15 protein-coding genes are annotated in these 17,658 nt (G+C 62.4%); 6 read left to right on the forward strand and 9 right to left on the reverse strand.

Going from position 1 to position 17,658, the window contains the following annotated elements:
- Window positions 1-151: 151 nt before the first annotated feature.
- From rpoC to rplJ, 4 genes are all read right to left on the reverse strand, one after another.
- Complete coding sequence (gene rpoC, locus V1277_RS01650; RefSeq protein ID WP_334374589.1) at window positions 152-4,351, reverse strand: DNA-directed RNA polymerase subunit beta'; 4,200 nt, start codon at window positions 4,349-4,351, stop codon at window positions 152-154.
- Window positions 4,352-4,503: 152 nt separating this feature from the next.
- Window positions 4,504-8,622, reverse strand: a complete 4,119-nt coding sequence (gene rpoB / locus V1277_RS01655; RefSeq protein WP_334374588.1) for a DNA-directed RNA polymerase subunit beta — start codon at window positions 8,620-8,622, stop codon at window positions 4,504-4,506.
- A gap of 483 nt (window positions 8,623-9,105) precedes the next feature.
- Window positions 9,106-9,483: a 50S ribosomal protein L7/L12 gene (rplL, locus tag V1277_RS01660; RefSeq protein WP_334374587.1), complete on the reverse strand. Its 378-nt coding sequence runs from the start codon at window positions 9,481-9,483 to the stop codon at window positions 9,106-9,108.
- Between the two features lie 54 nt (window positions 9,484-9,537).
- The gene (rplJ, locus tag V1277_RS01665) at window positions 9,538-10,056 is read right to left on the reverse strand and encodes a 50S ribosomal protein L10 (RefSeq protein WP_334374586.1); all 519 of its coding nucleotides are present in this window, start codon (window positions 10,054-10,056) and stop codon (window positions 9,538-9,540) included.
- 632 nt (window positions 10,057-10,688) lie between these two features.
- On the opposite strand from rplJ, the gene V1277_RS01670 reads away from it, so the two are divergent.
- The 4 genes from V1277_RS01670 to V1277_RS01685 are packed head-to-tail and all read left to right on the forward strand — an operon-like array spanning window position 10,689 to window position 12,469.
- Complete coding sequence (locus V1277_RS01670) at window positions 10,689-11,066, forward strand: hypothetical protein (RefSeq protein WP_334414758.1); 378 nt, start codon at window positions 10,689-10,691, stop codon at window positions 11,064-11,066.
- Complete coding sequence (locus tag V1277_RS01675; RefSeq protein WP_334414759.1) at window positions 11,059-11,463, forward strand: hypothetical protein; 405 nt, start codon at window positions 11,059-11,061, stop codon at window positions 11,461-11,463. Before V1277_RS01670 ends, V1277_RS01675 begins: the two co-directional genes overlap by 8 nt.
- Window positions 11,464-11,469: 6 nt before the next feature.
- Window positions 11,470-11,604, forward strand: coding sequence for a hypothetical protein (locus V1277_RS01680; RefSeq protein ID WP_334414760.1), 135 nt, complete (start codon window positions 11,470-11,472; stop codon window positions 11,602-11,604).
- On the forward strand, window positions 11,582-12,469 hold the full coding sequence (locus tag V1277_RS01685; protein ID WP_334414761.1) for a sigma-70 family RNA polymerase sigma factor: 888 nt from the start codon (window positions 11,582-11,584) through the stop codon (window positions 12,467-12,469). The genes V1277_RS01680 and V1277_RS01685 overlap by 23 nt, the downstream gene beginning before the upstream one ends.
- A 5-nt stretch (window positions 12,470-12,474) precedes the next feature.
- Here V1277_RS01685 and V1277_RS01690 read toward each other — a convergent pair whose 3' ends face one another.
- The 5 genes from V1277_RS01690 to secE form a co-directional block, all read right to left on the reverse strand.
- Complete coding sequence (locus tag V1277_RS01690) at window positions 12,475-13,428, reverse strand: 2-hydroxyacid dehydrogenase (protein ID WP_334414762.1); 954 nt, start codon at window positions 13,426-13,428, stop codon at window positions 12,475-12,477.
- Between the two features lie 117 nt (window positions 13,429-13,545).
- Window positions 13,546-14,238, reverse strand: a complete 693-nt coding sequence (gene rplA, locus V1277_RS01695) for a 50S ribosomal protein L1 (RefSeq protein WP_057843562.1) — start codon at window positions 14,236-14,238, stop codon at window positions 13,546-13,548.
- A 6-nt stretch (window positions 14,239-14,244) separates the two neighbouring features.
- Window positions 14,245-14,673 (reverse strand): 50S ribosomal protein L11, encoded by a 429-nt coding sequence (gene rplK / locus V1277_RS01700; RefSeq protein ID WP_334374581.1) that lies wholly within the window; start codon window positions 14,671-14,673, stop codon window positions 14,245-14,247.
- 130 nt (window positions 14,674-14,803) lie between these two features.
- Window positions 14,804-15,334 carry a transcription termination/antitermination protein NusG gene (gene nusG / locus V1277_RS01705; protein ID WP_057849226.1) on the reverse strand — a complete coding sequence of 177 codons (531 nt, stop codon included), beginning with the start codon at window positions 15,332-15,334 and terminating at the stop codon, window positions 14,804-14,806.
- Window positions 15,335-15,354: 20 nt separating this feature from the next.
- A complete protein-coding gene (gene secE, locus V1277_RS01710; RefSeq protein WP_028349074.1) occupies window positions 15,355-15,546 on the reverse strand; it encodes a preprotein translocase subunit SecE in 192 nt (63 codons plus the stop codon).
- A gap of 367 nt (window positions 15,547-15,913) precedes the next feature.
- Here secE and V1277_RS01715 point away from each other — a divergent pair, with 367 nt between their 5' ends.
- Both V1277_RS01715 and V1277_RS01720 read left to right on the forward strand, forming a co-directional pair.
- Window positions 15,914-16,099, forward strand: a complete 186-nt coding sequence (locus tag V1277_RS01715) for a hypothetical protein (protein ID WP_334374580.1) — start codon at window positions 15,914-15,916, stop codon at window positions 16,097-16,099.
- 286 nt (window positions 16,100-16,385) lie between these two features.
- Complete coding sequence (locus tag V1277_RS01720) at window positions 16,386-17,600, forward strand: OpgC domain-containing protein (RefSeq protein ID WP_334414763.1); 1,215 nt, start codon at window positions 16,386-16,388, stop codon at window positions 17,598-17,600.
- Window positions 17,601-17,658: the final 58 nt, after the last annotated feature.

Genomic DNA, 17,658 nt, shown 5'->3' on the forward strand with positions numbered 1-17,658 from the left:
GCAAACATTACCGTTATGGCAGGAGGCCATTTCCTGACTTGATAGCAGCGGTCACCCATCCGGGTGAAGCAATATCCTCGTTCGTAAAAAGAATTCGTAAAAGAAAAAGCCGGCTTCGCAGCCGGCTTTCCTGTTGATTGGCGTGGAACCCTTACTCCGCCGGCGGCAGCGCCAGCGGTTCGGCTTCCGGAGCGGTCGGCACGATGGCCGCCTGCTTCTCGCGTTCGTCCAGGATCAGCTTGTCGCGCTTGACCGCGACTTCGCGGATCTTGGCCATCGAGGCGCCGGTGCCCGCCGGGATCAGCCGGCCGACAATGACGTTTTCCTTGAGGCCTTCCAGCGGATCCACCTTGCCGTTGACGGCGGCTTCGGTGAGCACGCGGGTGGTCTCCTGGAACGAGGCCGCCGAGAAGAACGAGCGGGTCTGCAGGCTCGCCTTGGTGATGCCGAGCAGAACCGGCGTTCCCGTGGCGGGCTTCTTGCCCTCTTCCTTTGCCTTCAGGTTGAGCGCGTCGAACTCGATCTTGTCGACCTGCTCGCCCGAGATCATGTCGGTGTCGCCCTGGTCGGTGATCTCGACCTTCTGCAGCATCTGACGGACAATCACCTCGATGTGCTTGTCGTTGATGAGCACGCCCTGCAGCCGGTAGACCTCCTGGATTTCGTTGACCAGATAGGCAGCGAGTTCCTCGATGCCCTTGATCGCCAGGATGTCGTGCGGCGCCGGATTGCCTTCGACGATGAAATCGCCCTTTTCAACGATGTCGCCGTCCTGCAGATGGATGTGCTTGCCCTTCGGGATCAGGTACTCGCGCGGCTCCTCGGTCTTGTCCATCGGCTCGATCGAGATGCGGCGCTTGTTCTTGTAGTCGCGGCCGAAACGAATCGTGCCGGCGATTTCCGCGATGATCGCCGCGTCCTTCGGCTTGCGGGCCTCGAACAGTTCGGCCACCCGCGGCAGACCGCCGGTGATGTCGCGGGTCTTGGCGCTTTCGGTCGAGATACGCGCCAGGATGTCACCGGCCTTGACCTTCGCGCCGGTATCCACCGACAGGATGGCGTCGACCGACAGCATGTAGCGGGCATCGCCGCCACGCGCGAGCTTGAGCACCTTGCCGTCCTTGCCCTTGACCACGATGGCCGGACGCAGGTCGGCACCACCGCGCGACGCACGCCAGTCGATGACGACGCGCTTGGCGATACCGGTGGATTCGTCGAGCGTTTCCGAGATCGACTGCCCCTCGACGAGGTCCTCGAACCCGATGGTGCCCTCGACTTCGGTGAGAACCGGACGGGTGTACGGATCCCACTCCGCGATGCGCTGGCCGCGCTTGACCATGTCGCCCTCGTCGACGTGCATGCGCGCGCCGTACTGAATGCGGTGGGTCGCACGCTCGGTTCCGTCGGCATCGACGATCGCAACGACCATGTTGCGAACCATCGCGATCAAGTGACCCTCGCTGTTTCGGGCGATGGACTTGTTCTTGATGGTGACCTTGCCCTCGAAGTTCGATTCGACGAACGACTGCTCGTTGATCTGCGCCGCGCCGCCGATGTGGAACGTGCGCATCGTGAGCTGCGTGCCGGGTTCACCGATCGACTGGGCGGCGATGACGCCGACCGCCTCGCCGTGGTTGACCGGCGTGCCGCGGGCCAGATCGCGGCCGTAGCACTTGCCGCAGATGCCGTTGACGAGTTCGCAGGTCAGCGCCGAGCGAATCTTCACTTCCTGGATGCCGGCCTGCTGGATGGCGTCGACATGCGTCTCCTCCATCAGCGTGCCGCGCTTGACCACGACCTTGTTGGTCGCGGGATCGCGCAGATCCTCGCCCGCAGTGCGGCCGAGAATACGCGAGGCCAGCGAAGCGACCACCGTGCCGGCATCGACGATGGCGCGCATCTTGATGCCGAGCTTGGTGCCGCAATCGTCCTGCGTGATGATGCAGTCCTGCGCCACGTCGACCAGGCGGCGGGTCAGGTAACCGGAGTTCGCGGTCTTCAACGCGGTGTCCGCGAGACCCTTGCGGGCGCCGTGGGTCGAGTTGAAGTATTCGAGCACCGACAGACCTTCCTTGAAGTTGGAAATGATCGGCGTCTCGATGATCTCACCCGACGGCTTCGCCATCAGGCCGCGCATACCGGCGAGCTGACGCATCTGGGCCGGCGAACCGCGCGCGCCCGAATGCGCCATCATGTAGATCGAGTTGATGTCGGCGTCGGCGCCCTTCGGCGTCTTCTTGGTCGAGGAGATTTCCTTCATCATCTCCTTGGCGATTTCTTCGGTCGCCTTCGACCAGGCGTCGACCACCTTGTTGTACTTCTCGCCATGGGTGATCAGGCCGTCGTTGTACTGCTGCTCGAAATCCTTCGCCAGCGTACGCGTGGTGTCGACGATCTTCCACTTGCTGTGCGGCACGACCATGTCGTCCTTGCCGAAGGAGATGCCGGCCTTGAACGCATTGTAGAAGCCGAGCGCCATGATGCGGTCGCAGAAAATCACGGTCTCCTTCTGACCGCAGTGGCGGTAGACTTGGTCGATCACGCCGGAGATTTCGCGCTTAGTCATCAGCTTGTTGATGATGTCGTACGAAATCCGCGGGTTCTTCGGCAGCACGTTGCCGAGCATGACGCGGCCCGCGGTGGTTTCGATCCAGCGCTTGGTCGCCTTGCCGTTCTCGTCGGTGCCCTCCCACCGGTACTTGATCTTGGTGTGGAGGTGGATGACCTTCGAATGCAGGGCGTGCTCGAGCTCGGCCATGTCGCCGAAGATCTTGCCCTCGCCGGGCAGGCCTTCACGCATGATCGAGAGATAATAGAGGCCGAGCACGATGTCCTGCGACGGCACGATGATCGGCTGACCGTTCGCCGGATGCAGGATGTTGTTGGTCGACATCATCAGGACGCGCGCTTCCAACTGCGCTTCCAGCGACAGCGGAACGTGCACGGCCATCTGGTCGCCGTCGAAGTCGGCGTTGAACGCCGCGCAAACCAGCGGATGGAGCTGGATCGCCTTGCCTTCGATCAACACCGGCTCGAACGCCTGGATGCCGAGGCGGTGCAGCGTCGGCGCGCGGTTCAGCAGCACCGGATGCTCGCGGATCACCTCGTCGAGGATATCCCAGACCTCGGGACGCTCCTTTTCGACCAGCTTCTTCGCCTGCTTCACCGTGGTGGACAGGCCCTTGGCGTCGAGCCGCGAATAGATGAACGGCTTGAACAGTTCGAGCGCCATCTTCTTCGGCAGGCCGCACTGATGCAGCCGCAGCTCGGGACCGACCACGATCACAGAACGGCCCGAATAGTCGACGCGCTTGCCGAGCAGGTTCTGCCGGAAACGGCCCTGCTTGCCCTTGAGCATGTCGGCCAGCGACTTCAGCGGGCGCTTGTTGGCGCCGGTGATGACGCGGCCGCGGCGGCCGTTGTCGAACAGCGCGTCGACAGCCTCCTGCAGCATGCGCTTTTCGTTGCGGATGATGATGTCGGGCGCGCGCAGCTCCATCAGCCGCTTCAAGCGGTTGTTGCGGTTGATGACGCGGCGGTAGAGGTCGTTGAGGTCCGAGGTCGCGAAGCGACCGCCGTCGAGCGGCACCAGCGGACGCAGGTCCGGCGGGATTACCGGCACCACGGTCAGGATCATCCACTCCGGCTTGTTGCCGGAATAGCGGAACGCTTCGACGATCTTCAGCCGCTTGGCGAGCTTCTTGTGCTTGATGTCGGATTCAGTCTCCTGCATCTCCGCGCGCAGGGACTGCTCGAGCTTTTCGAGCTCAAGACCCTTCAACAGCTCGCGAATCGCTTCCGCGCCGATCATGGCGGTGAACGAATCCTGGCCGTATTCGTCCTGCGCCTTCAGGTACTCGTCTTCCGACAGCAGCTGACGGTCCTTGAGCGCGGTCAGGCCCGGCTCCAGCACGACGTAGTATTCGAAGTACAGGATCCGCTCGAGATCCTTCAGCGTCATGTCGAGCAGAAGGCCGATGCGCGACGGCAGCGACTTCAGGAACCAGATGTGGGCAACAGGTGCCGCCAGTTCGATATGGCCCATGCGCTCGCGCCGGACGCGCGACAGCGTCACTTCGACCGAGCACTTTTCGCAGATGATGCCCTTGTACTTCATCCGCTTGTACTTGCCGCACAAGCACTCGTAATCCTTGATCGGCCCGAAGATGCGGGCGCAGAACAGGCCGTCGCGCTCCGGCTTGAAGGTCCGGTAGTTGATGGTCTCCGGCTTTTTGATCTCGCCGTAGGACCAGGACAGAATCTTCTCCGGGGACGCAATCGAGATCCGGATCTGGTCGAAGACCTGGGCCGGGGTCGTCGGATTGAAGAGATTCATAATTTCTTGGTTCATCGTCTTCTCCTCGCGTGCCGGTCGTCACCGGCAGCAAATTCGAAACTCTTATTTGGTGCGCGCCCCACTCAACGTCCGAGCGAAGCGCGAATGCCCGGCCCTTTTGCGCGAAGCTTGCTTCGCGCTTTGGGCCGGACATGGAATCTCAAGCGTTACTCAGCCGCCTCGGACGTCGGCGCCGGTCCCATCTTGGAATTGTGCAGGTCGACGTTGAGGCCGAGCGAGCGCATTTCCTTGACCAGCACGTTGAACGATTCCGGAATACCCGCCTCGAACGTGTCGTCGCCGCGCACGATCGCCTCGTACACCTTGGTACGGCCGGCAACGTCGTCCGACTTCACGGTCAGCATTTCCTGCAGCGTGTAGGCCGCGCCGTAGGCTTCCAGCGCCCACACCTCCATTTCGCCGAAACGCTGGCCGCCGAACTGCGCCTTGCCGCCCAGCGGCTGCTGGGTGACGAGCGAGTACGGACCGATCGAACGCGCGTGGATCTTGTCGTCGACCAGATGGTGCAGCTTGAGCATGTAGATGTAGCCCACCGTCACCTTGCGATCGAAGGCATCGCCGGTGCGGCCGTCATAGACGGTCGACTGGCCGGAGGCGTCGAAGCCCGCGAGCTTCAGCATCTCCTCGATGTCGGCTTCCTTGGCGCCGTCGAACACCGGCGTCGCGATCGGCACGCCGTGGCTCAGATTGCGGCCCAACTCCATCAGTTCGTTGTCGTTCAGCGTCTTGATGGTTTCATCGTCGCCATAGATCTTCTTCAGGGTCTCGCGCAGCGGCTTGAGATCCTGCTTCTGATAATAGCCGTCGATGGTCTGGCCGATGCGCTTGCCGAGGCCGGCGCAGGCCCAACCGAGATGCGTCTCCAGAATCTGGCCGACGTTCATGCGCGAGGGCACGCCGAGCGGATTGAGCACGATATCCGCGTGCGTACCGTCCTCGAGGAACGGCATGTCCTCGATCGGAACGATCTTGGATACCACGCCCTTGTTGCCGTGGCGGCCGGCCATCTTGTCGCCGGGCTGGATCTTGCGCTTTACCGCGACGAAGACCTTGACCATCTTCATCACGCCGGGCGGCAACTCGTCGCCACGCTGCAGCTTTTCGACCTTGTCGAGGAAGCGCTGTTCAAGGCCCTTCTTCGATTCGTCGTACTGCTTCCGCATCGCCTCGATTTCGGCCATCAGCTTGTCGTTCGGCGACGCAAACATCCACCACTGCGACTTCGGATACTCCTCGAGCACGGCGCGCGTGATCTTGGTGTCCTTCTTGAAGCCCTTCGGACCCGCGATGCCCTGGCGGTTTTCCAGCAGCTCGGCGAGGCGGCCGTAGACGTTACGGTCAAGGATCGCCTGCTCGTCGTCACGGTCCTTGGCCAGACGCTCGATCTCTTCCCGCTCGATCGCCAGCGCACGCTCGTCCTTGTCGACGCCGTGGCGGTTGAACACACGCACTTCCACGATCGTGCCCTGCACGCCCGGAGGCACGCGCAGCGAGGTGTCGCGGACGTCGGAAGCCTTTTCGCCGAAGATGGCGCGCAAAAGCTTTTCTTCCGGCGTCATCGGGCTTTCGCCCTTCGGCGTGATCTTGCCGACCAGGATGTCGCCGGCGCGGACTTCGGCGCCGATATAGACGATGCCGGCTTCGTCGAGGTTCTTCAGCGCTTCTTCCGAAACGTTCGGAATGTCGCGGGTGATTTCCTCAGGTCCGAGCTTGGTGTCGCGGGCCATCACCTCGAACTCCTCGATGTGGATCGAGGTGAAGACGTCGTCCTTCACGATCCGCTCGGAGAGCAGGATCGAGTCTTCGAAGTTGTAGCCATTCCACGGCATGAACGCGACCAGCACGTTACGGCCGAGCGCGAGCTCGCCGAGATCGGTCGAGGGACCGTCGGCGATGATGTCGCCCTTCTTGACGATGTCGCCGACCTTCACCAGCGGACGCTGGTTGATGCAGGTCGACTGGTTGGAGCGCTGGTACTTCATCAGCCGGTAGATATCGACGCCCGACTTGGTCGGGTCGAGATCTTCGGTGGCGCGGATCACGACGCGGGTGGCGTCGATCTGGTCGATCACGCCGGAACGGCGGGCGGCGATCGCGGCACCGGAGTCACGGGCCACCACGCCTTCCATGCCGGTACCGACGAACGGCGCCTCGGCGCGAACCAGCGGAACCGCCTGGCGCTGCATGTTCGAGCCCATCAGCGCGCGGTTGGCGTCGTCGTTCTCGAGGAACGGGATCAGCGCCGCGGCAACAGAGACGAGCTGCTTCGGCGACACGTCCATATAGTCGACCTTGTCCGGCGTGATCGGCAGCACTTCGCCGGCGTGACGGCAGACGATCAGGTCTTCGGTGAAGCGGCCCTTGGCGTCGAGCGGCACGTTGGCCTGCGCCACGCGATAACGGCCCTCCTCCATCGCCGAGAGATACACGACCTCGTCGGTGACGCGGCCGTCCTTCACCTTGCGGTAGGGCGTTTCGACGAAGCCGTACTTGTTGACGCGCGCGAACGTCGCCAGCGAGTTGATCAGACCGATGTTCGGACCTTCCGGCGTCTCGATCGGGCAGATGCGGCCGTAATGCGTCGGATGCACGTCGCGCACCTCGAAGCCGGCGCGCTCGCGGGTCAGACCGCCCGGTCCAAGCGCCGACAGACGGCGCTTGTGGGTGATCTCCGACAGCGGATTGGTCTGGTCCATGAACTGCGAGAGCTGCGACGAGCCGAAGAACTCGCGCACCGCGGCAGCCGCCGGCTTGGCGTTGATCAGGTCCTGCGGCATCACGGTGTCGATGTCGACGCTCGACATGCGCTCCTTGATCGCGCGCTCCATGCGAAGGAGGCCGATGCGGTACTGGTTCTCCATCAATTCGCCGACCGAACGCACACGGCGGTTGCCGAGATGGTCGATGTCGTCGATCTCGCCCTTGCCGTCGCGCAGGTCGACCAGCGTCTTGATGACCGCCAGGATGTCTTCCTTGCGCAGCGTGCGGTGGGTGTCGGGCGCATCGAGTTCGAGGCGCATGTTCATCTTGACGCGGCCGACCGCGGAGAGGTCGTAACGCTCGGCGTCGAAGAACAGCGACTGGAACATGGTCTGGGCCGAATCGATCGTCGGCGGCTCGCCCGGACGCATCACGCGGTAGATGTCGAACAGCGCGTCTTCACGCGTCATGTTCTTGTCGGCATGCAGCGTGTTGCGGATGTAGGCACCGACATTGACGTGGTCGATGTCGAGCAGCGGCAGCTCCTTGTAGCCCTGCTCGTTCAACGCCTTCAGCGACTTCTCGGTGAGCTCCTCGCCGGCCTCGGCGTAGATTTCACCGGTCTTCGGATTGACGAGATCCTCGGCGAGATAGTTGCCGATCAGCTCTTCATCCGACAGGCGCAGGGCTTTCAGGCCCTTTTCCTGCAACTGGCGCGCCGCGCGCACGGTCAGCTTCTTGCCGGCCTCGAGCACCACCTTGCCGGTGTCGGCGTCGATCAGGTCGTTAATGGTCGAGTAGCCGCGGAAACGGGCAGCGTCGAACGGCACGCGCCAGCCTTCCTTGGCGCGCTTGAAATTGATCTTCTTGTAGAAGGTGGACAGGATCGTCTCGCCGTCGAGACCGAGCGCGTACATCAGCGAGGTCACGGGGATCTTGCGGCGGCGGTCGATGCGCGCGAACACGATGTCCTTGGCGTCGAACTCGATGTCGAGCCAGGAACCGCGATACGGAATCACGCGCGCGGCAAACAACAGCTTGCCGGACGAATGGGTCTTGCCCTTGTCGTGGTCGAAGAAAACGCCGGGCGAACGGTGCATCTGCGAGACGATGACGCGCTCGGTGCCGTTGACGACAAAGGTGCCGTTCATGGTCATGAGCGGGATATCGCCCATGTAGACGTCCTGCTCCTTGATGTCCTTGACCGACTTGGCGCCGGTTTCCTCGTCGATATCGAACACGATCAGGCGCAGCGTCACCTTCAGCGGCGCAGCATAGGTCATGCCGCGCTGGCGGCACTCGTCGACGTCGTATTTCGGCGGCTCGAATTCGTAGCGGACGAATTCCAGCATCGAGGTGCCGGAGAAATCCGAGATCGGGAACACCGAGCGGAACACCGCCTGCAGGCCCTCGTCCAGCCGGCCGCCCGGAGGTTCATCGACCATCAGGAACTGGTCGTAAGACGCCTTCTGAACCTCGATCAGGTTCGGCATCTCGGCGACTTCCTTGATGTGTCCGAAGAACTTGCGGACCCGTTTGCGACCGGTGAATGTCTGCTGCGCCATCGTGGCCTCTCATTTTCGTCGCCTTAGTAGGCGAACCTTCCGAAGCGCGACTGCCATCGCCCCCGGGTTGAATTGTCGAATCGCTCAAAAGGAACAAAGCCCACTTTCAGGAATTAAATCCTGAATTCGCACTTTAGACCTTCAAAACGCAAAACGACGCGCGGGCGCATGACTGCACCCGCCCGTCATAACTGGTGGTTTCACGGACTGAAAAAGCCCGAAATCTGACTGTCTCCCAACGGGTTACGCCGGGGACCCTGCCGTCCCCGCCGCCTTACCGCGCTTTCCTGCTGCCGACCCGATATGGGGCGGCAATCGTGGAGATTCGAGGGGTAACCCCGCGAATCCCCACACTTTTTTGTGTACGCCGTGCTCCGGGCTACCCCACAGCACAAACTTTGCAAGCTCCAGCCATCCACGCCGCTGGCAAGAGATCCCGGGTCGCGCTGACGCGCGCCCGGGATTTCGCCGAAGTAACTCGCGTTACTTCAGCTCAACCTTGGCGCCAGCCTTTTCGAGCTGGGCCTTGATCTTGTCGGCTTCTTCCTTGTTCACGCCTTCCTTGACCGGCTTGGGCGCGCCTTCGACGAGGTCCTTGGCTTCCTTGAGGCCGAGGCCAGTGATGGCGCGGACTTCCTTGATGACTTCGATCTTCTTTTCGCCGGCGGAAGCGAGAACGACGGTGAAGTCGGTCTTTTCTTCAGCCGGAGCGGCGGCGGCGCCACCAGCGGCCGGACCGGCAACCGCAACGGCGGCAGCGGCGGAAACGCCCCACTTTTCTTCGAGGAGCTTGGCGAGTTCGGCGGCTTCGAGCACGGTGAGGCTCGAGAGGTCGTCGACGATTTTCTGCAAGTCAGCCATTGATCTATTTCCTTAAACGTTTGGTTTCGAACCAGTTTTGAGATTAGCGAAGGGTCAGGCCGCTTCGCCCTTTGAGGCATAGGCCTGGACGACGCGCGCGAGCTTGGCCGCGGGCGCGGTGGAGAGCTGGGCGATCTTGGTTGCCGGCGCCACCAGGAGGCCGACAAGCTTGCCGCGCAGTTCGTCCAGCGACGGCAGTGAGGCAAGTGCCTTCACGCCGTTCACATCCAGGACGGTTTTACCCATCGAGCCGCCGAGAATGACGAACCGCTCGTTCGTCTTGGCGAACTCCATGGCAACCTTCGGCGCCGCTACCGGATCGTTTGAAGTCGCGATCACAGTCGGCCCCTTCAGCAGGGAACCGATGGCAACGACGTCTGTGCCTTCAAGAGCAATTTTGGCGAGACGGTTTTTCGAGACCTTCACCGACGCGCCCGCCTGCTTCATCTGCGTACGCAGCTTCTGCATCTGGGCCACGGTGAGGCCGGAATAATGGGCGACGACTGCAACGCTCGTGGTCTTGAAGACCTCGTTCAGCGCCTCAACCGCGTCCTTTTTTGCCGCTCTTTCCACAGCAAGCTCTCTCCGGTTGGCGGCCTTCGCTTACGAGCGAGACCGCCGGGTTGCACCCATCGTCTCGCCCAAAACCTGACCTCTAGACACCAGTCTCAAGGACACGCCGGGCAGACGACATTTGAAAAGCCTGCCCTCCCGAACCAGATGGCGCGGGGTGTCGAGGTTCGAACCAAATCAGCCATGGCGCCGCGCAAGGCGACGCTAAAGCGAAATCCGGTCTTCACCCGTCTATGCAGGCTGTAAGATTAAGCCGTTGAGGAACTTGCGTTTCTTCGCGGGCGCCTGCAGTCTCGGACAGGATCGGGGCCATTCGGCAAGCCGAAGGACCCCTGCCGCATTCCACGAAACGATGAGTTTTCGTTCCTTTCGAGCAATCCATGCGGATGTCCTGAAAGGAATGATCTCCTACCGTAACGGGTTTTCGGAATGCGCGCACAGACGTGCCAGCAGCTACGGCCAGCACGCCTGGAAGCCGTTGTTTAACGAGTCTTGCCCGGCTTGCCAAGAGCAAAATTCACACCAGTTCACGGACCGGCCGGACAACAATTTTCGTTCCGGATCTCGAAATTTTCTTTGACGGTTCCGTCACACCGGCGACGCCCGCCTCGTCTTGGCCGCAGGAGGTTCTCATGCGGCGTCAGTTGGCAGCCATTCTTGCGATACCCACGGTTCTGAACGGGTTGGCCATGCTCGCGGCCGGACCGCTCTGGTACGAAACCGTGCCCGGGGTGCCGGACACCGGCCCGTTCAACCCACATTTTGTTCAGGACATCGGTGCCGCGTTCCTCGTGGCCGGTCTGGCGCTGGCCGCGCGGGCATGGCGCCCGCGTTATTGGCCGGCCGCGGTGGCAGGCGCCGGCTTCCTCGCCGCGCACGGTCTGATCCACCTGGTGCTGATCGTTAGCGGGCACGCCCATCACGCCGTGTTCGATCTTCTTGCCGTGGTCCTGCCCTCCGCACTCGCCCTCTATTCCGCCTTTCCCAACCAAGGAGAACAATATGCGTAATTGGATCGCCCGCCGCAGTTTGCGCGCATTCGCCAAACGCTATGGTTACGACGTCAGCTATCTCGAAATGATGCTGAACGAATCGCCTGCCGCCTTTTTCAAGTTCGCACCCATCATGAAGGCGGCCGCGCACCGCGAGGCGGTCCCGACCGATGCCAGCTTCGCTGCCAAAATCGTCGGCGCGCTGGCGGAGGATTGCGGCCCCTGCACGCAACTGGTCGTCGACATGGCGCTGGAAGCGGGCATGGCCAAGGACCAGATCGAGGCAGTTCTCCGCCGCGATCCGCGCGCGATGAATGATGCGACCATGCTCGGGTTCCGGTTTGCCGACGCCGTGGTGCGCCGCTCTGCCAATGACGACGAGTTTCGCGACGCGGTCCGCGCCCAATGGGGCTAGAAAGGCGTGATAGACCTGACGATGGCGCTGCAGCTCGGCCGCATGTTCCCGATGGTGAAAGCCGGGCTCGGCTATGCCAAGGAGTGCCGCCGCGTCTCGGTGAATGGGCACAATGTCGATGTCGTCAAACAGGCTGCATGACGGCGACCCGCTGGCGCCCCATCGCGGGCGCCTGCTCGGGCTCGCCTATCGCATGCTCGGCAGCCGCAGCGACGCCGAAGACATCGTGCAGGACGCCTATCTCCGCTTTGCCGGCGCCCGGGATGTCCGCAATCCGGAAGCCTTTCTCGTCACCGTCGTGACCCGGCTTTGTCTCGATCGCCTGAAGAGCGCGAAGGCGCAGCGGGAGATCTATATCGGGCCCTGGCTTCCGGAGCCCGTGTTCGACGCGGAAAGCCTGTCGGCCGAAGCCGCCACCGAACTGGCCGACGATCTATCGTTCGCCTTGTTGCTGGCGTTGGACCGGCTTTCCCCGATGGAGCGCGCGGCCTTCCTGCTGCACGACGTGTTCGACACGCCGTTTTCCGAAATCGCCGCGATGCTCGACCATAGCGAGGCCGCCTGCCGTCAACTTGCCTCGCGCGCCCGCCGAGCGGTGCGCGACAACCGCCCGCTACCCGCGGCCGCGCCGGACAATCACGCGCGTCTCCTGCGCGCTTTCAGCGAAGCGGTCGCCAGCGGCGATGTCCGTCGGCTGGCCGAATTGCTGCGCGAGGATGCGGTTGCGATCACCGATGGCGGCGGCCGCAAATTCGCGGCGCGCAATCCGATTGTTGGGAAAGACAAGGTCGCCCGCTTCTTCGTCGGCATCGCCGGCAAAACCGCCGGCCAGGACGTCCGTATCGAGCCGGCTGTCATCAACGGCGCCATTGGCGCGCTACTCTATCTCGATGGCGAACTCGACCTCACTTTGAGCATGGCGATCGATGGCGAAAGAATCGCCGCGATCTATGTCGTCCGCAATCCCGACAAGCTGCGCCACATCCCGCCTGCCGGGACACACTGAGCCCGTCAGCCGAGCGCCACCTTGTATGGCAGCGGCTTGCCGGCGAAGAACGCGTCGAGATTGGCAAGTACGCAGTTCTGCATCGCCACATGCGACTCCAGCGTATGGCCGCCGATGTGCGGAGAGAGCACGACGTTGGGAAGGGTCGTCAGGGCGTCCGGCGCATGTGGCTCCTTCGCGTAGACGTCGAGGCCTGCGCCGGCGATGGTCTGATCGGACAGCGCCGCAATCAGCGCAGGCTGGTCGATCACCGAGCCGCGCGAAATATTGACGACGTAACCATCCTTGCCGAGCTTGTGCAGAATTTTGGCATCGACGACGTGATGGGTATCGGCGCCCGCCCGCACCGCGATCATCAGGACACTGCACCATTCGGCCAGCGCATCCAGGCTCGGAAAATACCGATACGGCACATCGTGCTGCCGGCGACTGAAATAGCCGACCTCGGTCTCGAACGCGGCAACCCGCGCGGCGATCTTGCGGCCGATCTCCCCCATGCCGTAGACGCCGATCTTGCGGCCGAGCATGCCCGCCTGCGGGCGCATCATCGGCGACGGTTTTGCGGCCGCCCAACTCCCGCCCCGCACATAGTCGTCGGCCGCGAGCAGCCGCCGCGTGGCCGCCAGCATCAGCGTGACCGCGATATCGGCGACTGACGCCGCATTGGCGCCCGGGCTATGACCGACGGCGATATTGCGCTTCGCCGCCGCCGCCAGATCGACGCCGTCATAGCCGGTGCCGTAGCAGATGATCGCGCTGAGTTTCGGCATCATGTCCATCGCGTCGCCACGAAGCGGCGTGCCGCCAGCCGTGATCAGTGCGCGAATGTCGGCGAGCTGATCGGCCGAGAACACCTCGTTGGGCGCCTTGCCCGCGGCGTTCAACAACTCGAAGCGTTCGCCAAAGCGCTCCATCTGGGCTTTCGGGAAACGCGAATAGATCAGGACTTTCTCGGGCATTGTTCTTCCTTCTTGCCAAGTCCGACGGGGCGACGATTACGCAAAAGCGACATCAAACGCAAAGGGCGGAATCGGTCGCCCGATTCCGCCCCTGCAATTCACTTAAACCGCCACGAACTAGCCGAGCAGCGTGCCCGGCTCGACCTTGACGCCCGGGCCCATGGTGGAGGAGACCGCCACGCGCTGGATGTAGGTGCCCTTGGCGCCGGCCGGCTTTGCCTTCGCCACCGCATCCGCCAGTGCCTTGACGTTCTGCACCAGCTTTTCCTCGGAGAACGACGCCTTGCCGACACCGGCCTGCACGATGCCGGCCTTCTCGACGCGGAATTCGACCGAGCCGCCCTTGGCGCCCTTCACGGCTGACGTGACATCCATCGTCACGGTGCCGATCTTCGGGTTCGGCATCATGCCGCGCGGGCCGAGCACCTTACCGAGGCGGCCAACCAGCGGCATCATGTCGGGGGTTGCGATACAACGGTCGAAGTCGATCGTGCCGCCCTGAACCTTCTCGACCAGGTCTTCGGCGCCGACGACGTCAGCGCCGGCAGCCTTGGCTTCGTCCGCTTTGGCGCCACGGGCGAACACGCCGACGCGCAGCGTGCGGCCGGTGCCGTTCGGCAGGTTGACGACGCCGCGAACCATCTGGTCGGCGTGGCGCGGGTCGACGCCGAGATTGATCGCGATCTCGATCGTCTCGTCGAACTTCGACGTGGCGCGTTCCTTGACCATCTTGATGGCATCCGCGAGCGGATAGAGCTTCTCGCGGTCGATGCCCTCACGGACCTTCTTCAAACGTTTTCCGATTGCCATGGTCCGTTACCCCGCAACTTCCAGACCCATCGAACGGGCGGAGCCCTCGACCATCTTCATGGCCGATTCGACTGAGTCGCAATTGAGATCCTTCATCTTCTTCTCGGCGATCTCGCGCACCTGCGCTTTGGTCACCTGGCCCGCCTTGTCGCGGCCCGGGGCTTTCGAGCCGGACTGGATCTTGGCAGCCTGCTTGAGGAAGTAGGACATCGGCGGCGTCTTCATCTCGAAGGTGAAGGAGCGGTCCGCATAGATGGTGATGACCACCGGGATCGGGGTGTTCTTTTCTTCCTTCTGCGTCTGCGCGTTGAACGCCTTGCAGAATTCCATGATGTTGAGGCCGCGCTGACCAAGCGCGGGACCGATCGGGGGCGACGGATTGGCCGCACCGGCCGGGACCTGAAGCTTCAGGTATCCGGTCACTTTCTTTGCCATGTATCACTCCTGTTGTGCCGGCCGGGGCCGGCGGTTTCAGGGTCCGTGGTTCGGTTGAAGCGCGGTTGGCGACCGCCCTCTCCCTCCCACGGCCTTAGTTGACGCGAAGACAAGCTTCGCGCCGCTCCGATCAGACCTTCTCGACCTGACCGAATTCCAGTTCGACGGGCGTGGCGCGGCCGAAGATCGACACCGCGACCTTCACGCGCGAACGCGCCTCGTCAATTTCCTCAACCACGCCGGAGAACGATGCGAACGGACCATCCGCCACGCGGACGTTCTCACCAATTTCGAACGACACCGACGCCTTCGGACGTTCGACGCCTTCCTGCACCTGGTGCAGGATCCGCATCGCCTCGGACTCGGAGATCGGCATCGGCTTGTTTTCGGCGCCGAGGAAGCCCGTCACCTTCGGCGTGTTCTTGATGAGATGGAACGCCTCGTCGGTCAGTTTCATCTTCACCAGCACGTAGCCCGGGAAGAACTTGCGCTCGGCGTCGATCTTGCGACCGCGGCGTACCTCGGTGACCTTCTCGGTCGGCACCAGCACCTGGTCGAACAGTTCCTCGAGGCCGCGCTGCTTCGCCTGCTCGCGGATCGATTCCGCCACCTTCTTCTCGAAATTCGAGTAGGCGTGAACGATATACCAGCGCTTGTCCATCGTAAGGGTTCCGGTGCTCATCATTGGACGCCCAGCAGAAAGGTGACGACGTAGCGGATGATCAAATCCGACAGGAAGAAAAAGATCGAAGCCAATGCAACCATGACGAAGACCATGATCGTGGTGATCGTCGTCTCGCGGCGCGTCGGCCAGGTGACCTTGGCGGTCTCCGAGCGCACTTCCTGCAAGAATTTGAACGGGCTGAAAGCCATCGTTGGTTACCGCGTCCTTTGTGAGACGATTGCGATTTAAAGCGAATTCGAACAGCCCTCTAGTGCCCAGCCCTCTCTCGAAGGATGAGCCGCCAAGCGAGCTCGATTGTTCGGGGGAATTCAAAGCCGCGCCGGATATCCGCATCTCAACGGGCCGGCAGCAGGTGGCGGGTATCTACTGCCGCCCGGGCAAAAGGTCAAGGTACGGGGTGCCGCGCCCTGTCGGCTGGCTGGCGGCCCGGCTGAACGGGGCGGAGCCATTGGTTAACCCGCCGGTACCGGGTCGGCTCAAATGCACACGAGGCCGCCATCCTGATTTTAAAAGCTCCTGGATATCCTGTTTGCTCCACTGGGAAGTGAGACGACCATGGCACTGTTGGGCCAAGACCACGAAAGACCTTCGGGCGAGACCGCCTGGACCATACTCGACGCGGCACACGACCTCGGCGACACCGTTACTGTCGATGCCTGCCGGCGGGTGATCGATGCCGATCTGCGCGGCGACACGCCGGCCATCTCGGACATGGCGGTCCTCTCCGCGTTCTTCGGCTAGTTGCCGGGCAGCGCCAGGAATTTCCACCAAGCCATTGACTGAACTGCTCATTTTAGTCGTGTACCGGCGAGATCCGGCCTACGAACCCCCGGCGTGAGGATCGATCCGTTTCTGCACCGTGGCTGCGGGATTCCGAAGTCGATTCCGGCATTTGACATGGCTCAACAAGCCCCGCCGCACCGCTCCCTATCATTTTAGGCCATGCGCGCGCCCTGAGAGCCTCGCCTCCGAGGCGCACTGGGTGCGGCCGAAATCTCGACTCCTGTCAGAGGTGAGCTGGAACAAAATGAGGGTCGAACTTGCACTTTCACCGTCGAAGCGGGATTTGCGGCTCGACCTGTTTCGCGGCCTCGCCAACTGGCTGATGTTTCTTGGTCACGTCTCCACCAGCGTGCTGGCCTGGTTTTCGTTCCGAAACTACGGCTTCAGCGACGGCGCCGATCTGTTCGTGTTCATTTCCGGCTACACTTCGGCGCTCGTATTCGGCAGGCGAATGCTCGAGGGCGGCTTCGTTTTCGGAACGACCAGACTGTTCCGGCGCGTCTGGCAAATCTACGTCGCCCACATTTTGCTGTTCGTGTTCTATCTGGCTTCCGTCCATTTCCTCACAAACAGCTTCAGCGCGCCTGACCTCGTCGATCGATTCAATGTCGCTCCCCTGTTGAACGCGCCGGTCGAAACCATCACGCAAGGGCTGTTGCTCCGATACAAGCCGCTGAACCTCGACGAGCTGCCACTCTATGTCGTCCTGATGGCCGCTTTTCCGCCGGTGCTCTGGCTGATGCCCAGGCATCGCAACTGGGTCGTGCTGGACTCCGTATTGCTCTACATCACCGCCCGGCAATTCGGCTGGAACCTGCCCTCCTATCCTTCGGGAGTTTGGTACTTCAACCCATTCACGTGGCAGCTTCTCTTCGTGCTCGGCGCATGGCTGGCGCTGGGCGGGGCCAATACGCTGCATTTCCTGGTGCGCTCCAGAGCGGTCCTCGTGTTCGGGATGGCTTATTTGCTCTTCGCCGCCGTCATGACGCTGGCAGGGCTGATACCGGAGCTTCAGAAGGTTTTTCCGCGCGTTCTGTTCGAAGCCTTCAACCCGAACGACAAGACCAATCTGGCGCCGTATCGCTTCCTGCATCTGGCCGTCGTGATCATCCTGGGCGCGCGATTCATACCGATCGATGCGGCTGGGCTGCAGGCCACGATCTGGAAGCCTCTGGTCAAATGCGGCCAGCAATCCCTCGAAGTGTTTGCGGTCGGCATCTACCTTGCGTTCATCGGATATTTTGTCCTGACGATGACTTCGGACGGAATGATCCCGCAACTGCTGGTTGGAACCGCAGGTATCTCCATCATGACGGCTGTCGCCTACTACCGATCATGGTCGAAGCGCGTCGAAAAATCAGCCCACACCCATGCTATTCCGCCGATCACGGGCAAATCCCAACCAATCGGCGGCGAGTTGGCTCGGCCGGCTGAACGATCAGCCGTGGGCGTTGTATAATCTCACGCTGCGCAAAGGCGGTGCGCGGATCGATCCGCGAAGGATCGCCGGCCTGTCG

Source organism: Bradyrhizobium sp. AZCC 1588 (genome assembly GCF_036924735.1).
Taxonomy (GTDB): domain Bacteria; phylum Pseudomonadota; class Alphaproteobacteria; order Rhizobiales; family Xanthobacteraceae; genus Bradyrhizobium.

What these genes read in the sequence shown, in the direction of transcription:
- rplA (WP_057843562.1), bottom strand. Translation starts at nt 14,238, where the DNA reads ATGGCAATCGGAAAACGTTTGAAGAAGGTCCGTGAGGGCATCGACCGC.
- rpoC (WP_334374589.1), bottom strand. Translation starts at nt 4,351, where the DNA reads ATGAACCAAGAAATTATGAATCTCTTCAATCCGACGACCCCGGCCCAG.
- rplL (WP_334374587.1), bottom strand. Translation starts at nt 9,483, where the DNA reads ATGGCTGACTTGCAGAAAATCGTCGACGACCTCTCGAGCCTCACCGTG.
- V1277_RS01670 (WP_334414758.1), top strand. Translation starts at nt 10,689, where the DNA reads ATGCGGCGTCAGTTGGCAGCCATTCTTGCGATACCCACGGTTCTGAAC.
- secE (WP_028349074.1), bottom strand. Translation starts at nt 15,546, where the DNA reads ATGGCTTTCAGCCCGTTCAAATTCTTGCAGGAAGTGCGCTCGGAGACC.
- rplK (WP_334374581.1), bottom strand. Translation starts at nt 14,673, where the DNA reads ATGGCAAAGAAAGTGACCGGATACCTGAAGCTTCAGGTCCCGGCCGGT.
- V1277_RS01690 (WP_334414762.1), bottom strand. Translation starts at nt 13,428, where the DNA reads ATGCCCGAGAAAGTCCTGATCTATTCGCGTTTCCCGAAAGCCCAGATG.
- V1277_RS01715 (WP_334374580.1), top strand. Translation starts at nt 15,914, where the DNA reads ATGGCACTGTTGGGCCAAGACCACGAAAGACCTTCGGGCGAGACCGCC.
- V1277_RS01685 (WP_334414761.1), top strand. Translation starts at nt 11,582, where the DNA reads ATGTCGTCAAACAGGCTGCATGACGGCGACCCGCTGGCGCCCCATCGC.
- rpoB (WP_334374588.1), bottom strand. Translation starts at nt 8,622, where the DNA reads ATGGCGCAGCAGACATTCACCGGTCGCAAACGGGTCCGCAAGTTCTTC.
- nusG (WP_057849226.1), bottom strand. Translation starts at nt 15,334, where the DNA reads ATGGACAAGCGCTGGTATATCGTTCACGCCTACTCGAATTTCGAGAAG.
- V1277_RS01720 (WP_334414763.1), top strand. Translation starts at nt 16,386, where the DNA reads ATGAGGGTCGAACTTGCACTTTCACCGTCGAAGCGGGATTTGCGGCTC.
- V1277_RS01675 (WP_334414759.1), top strand. Translation starts at nt 11,059, where the DNA reads ATGCGTAATTGGATCGCCCGCCGCAGTTTGCGCGCATTCGCCAAACGC.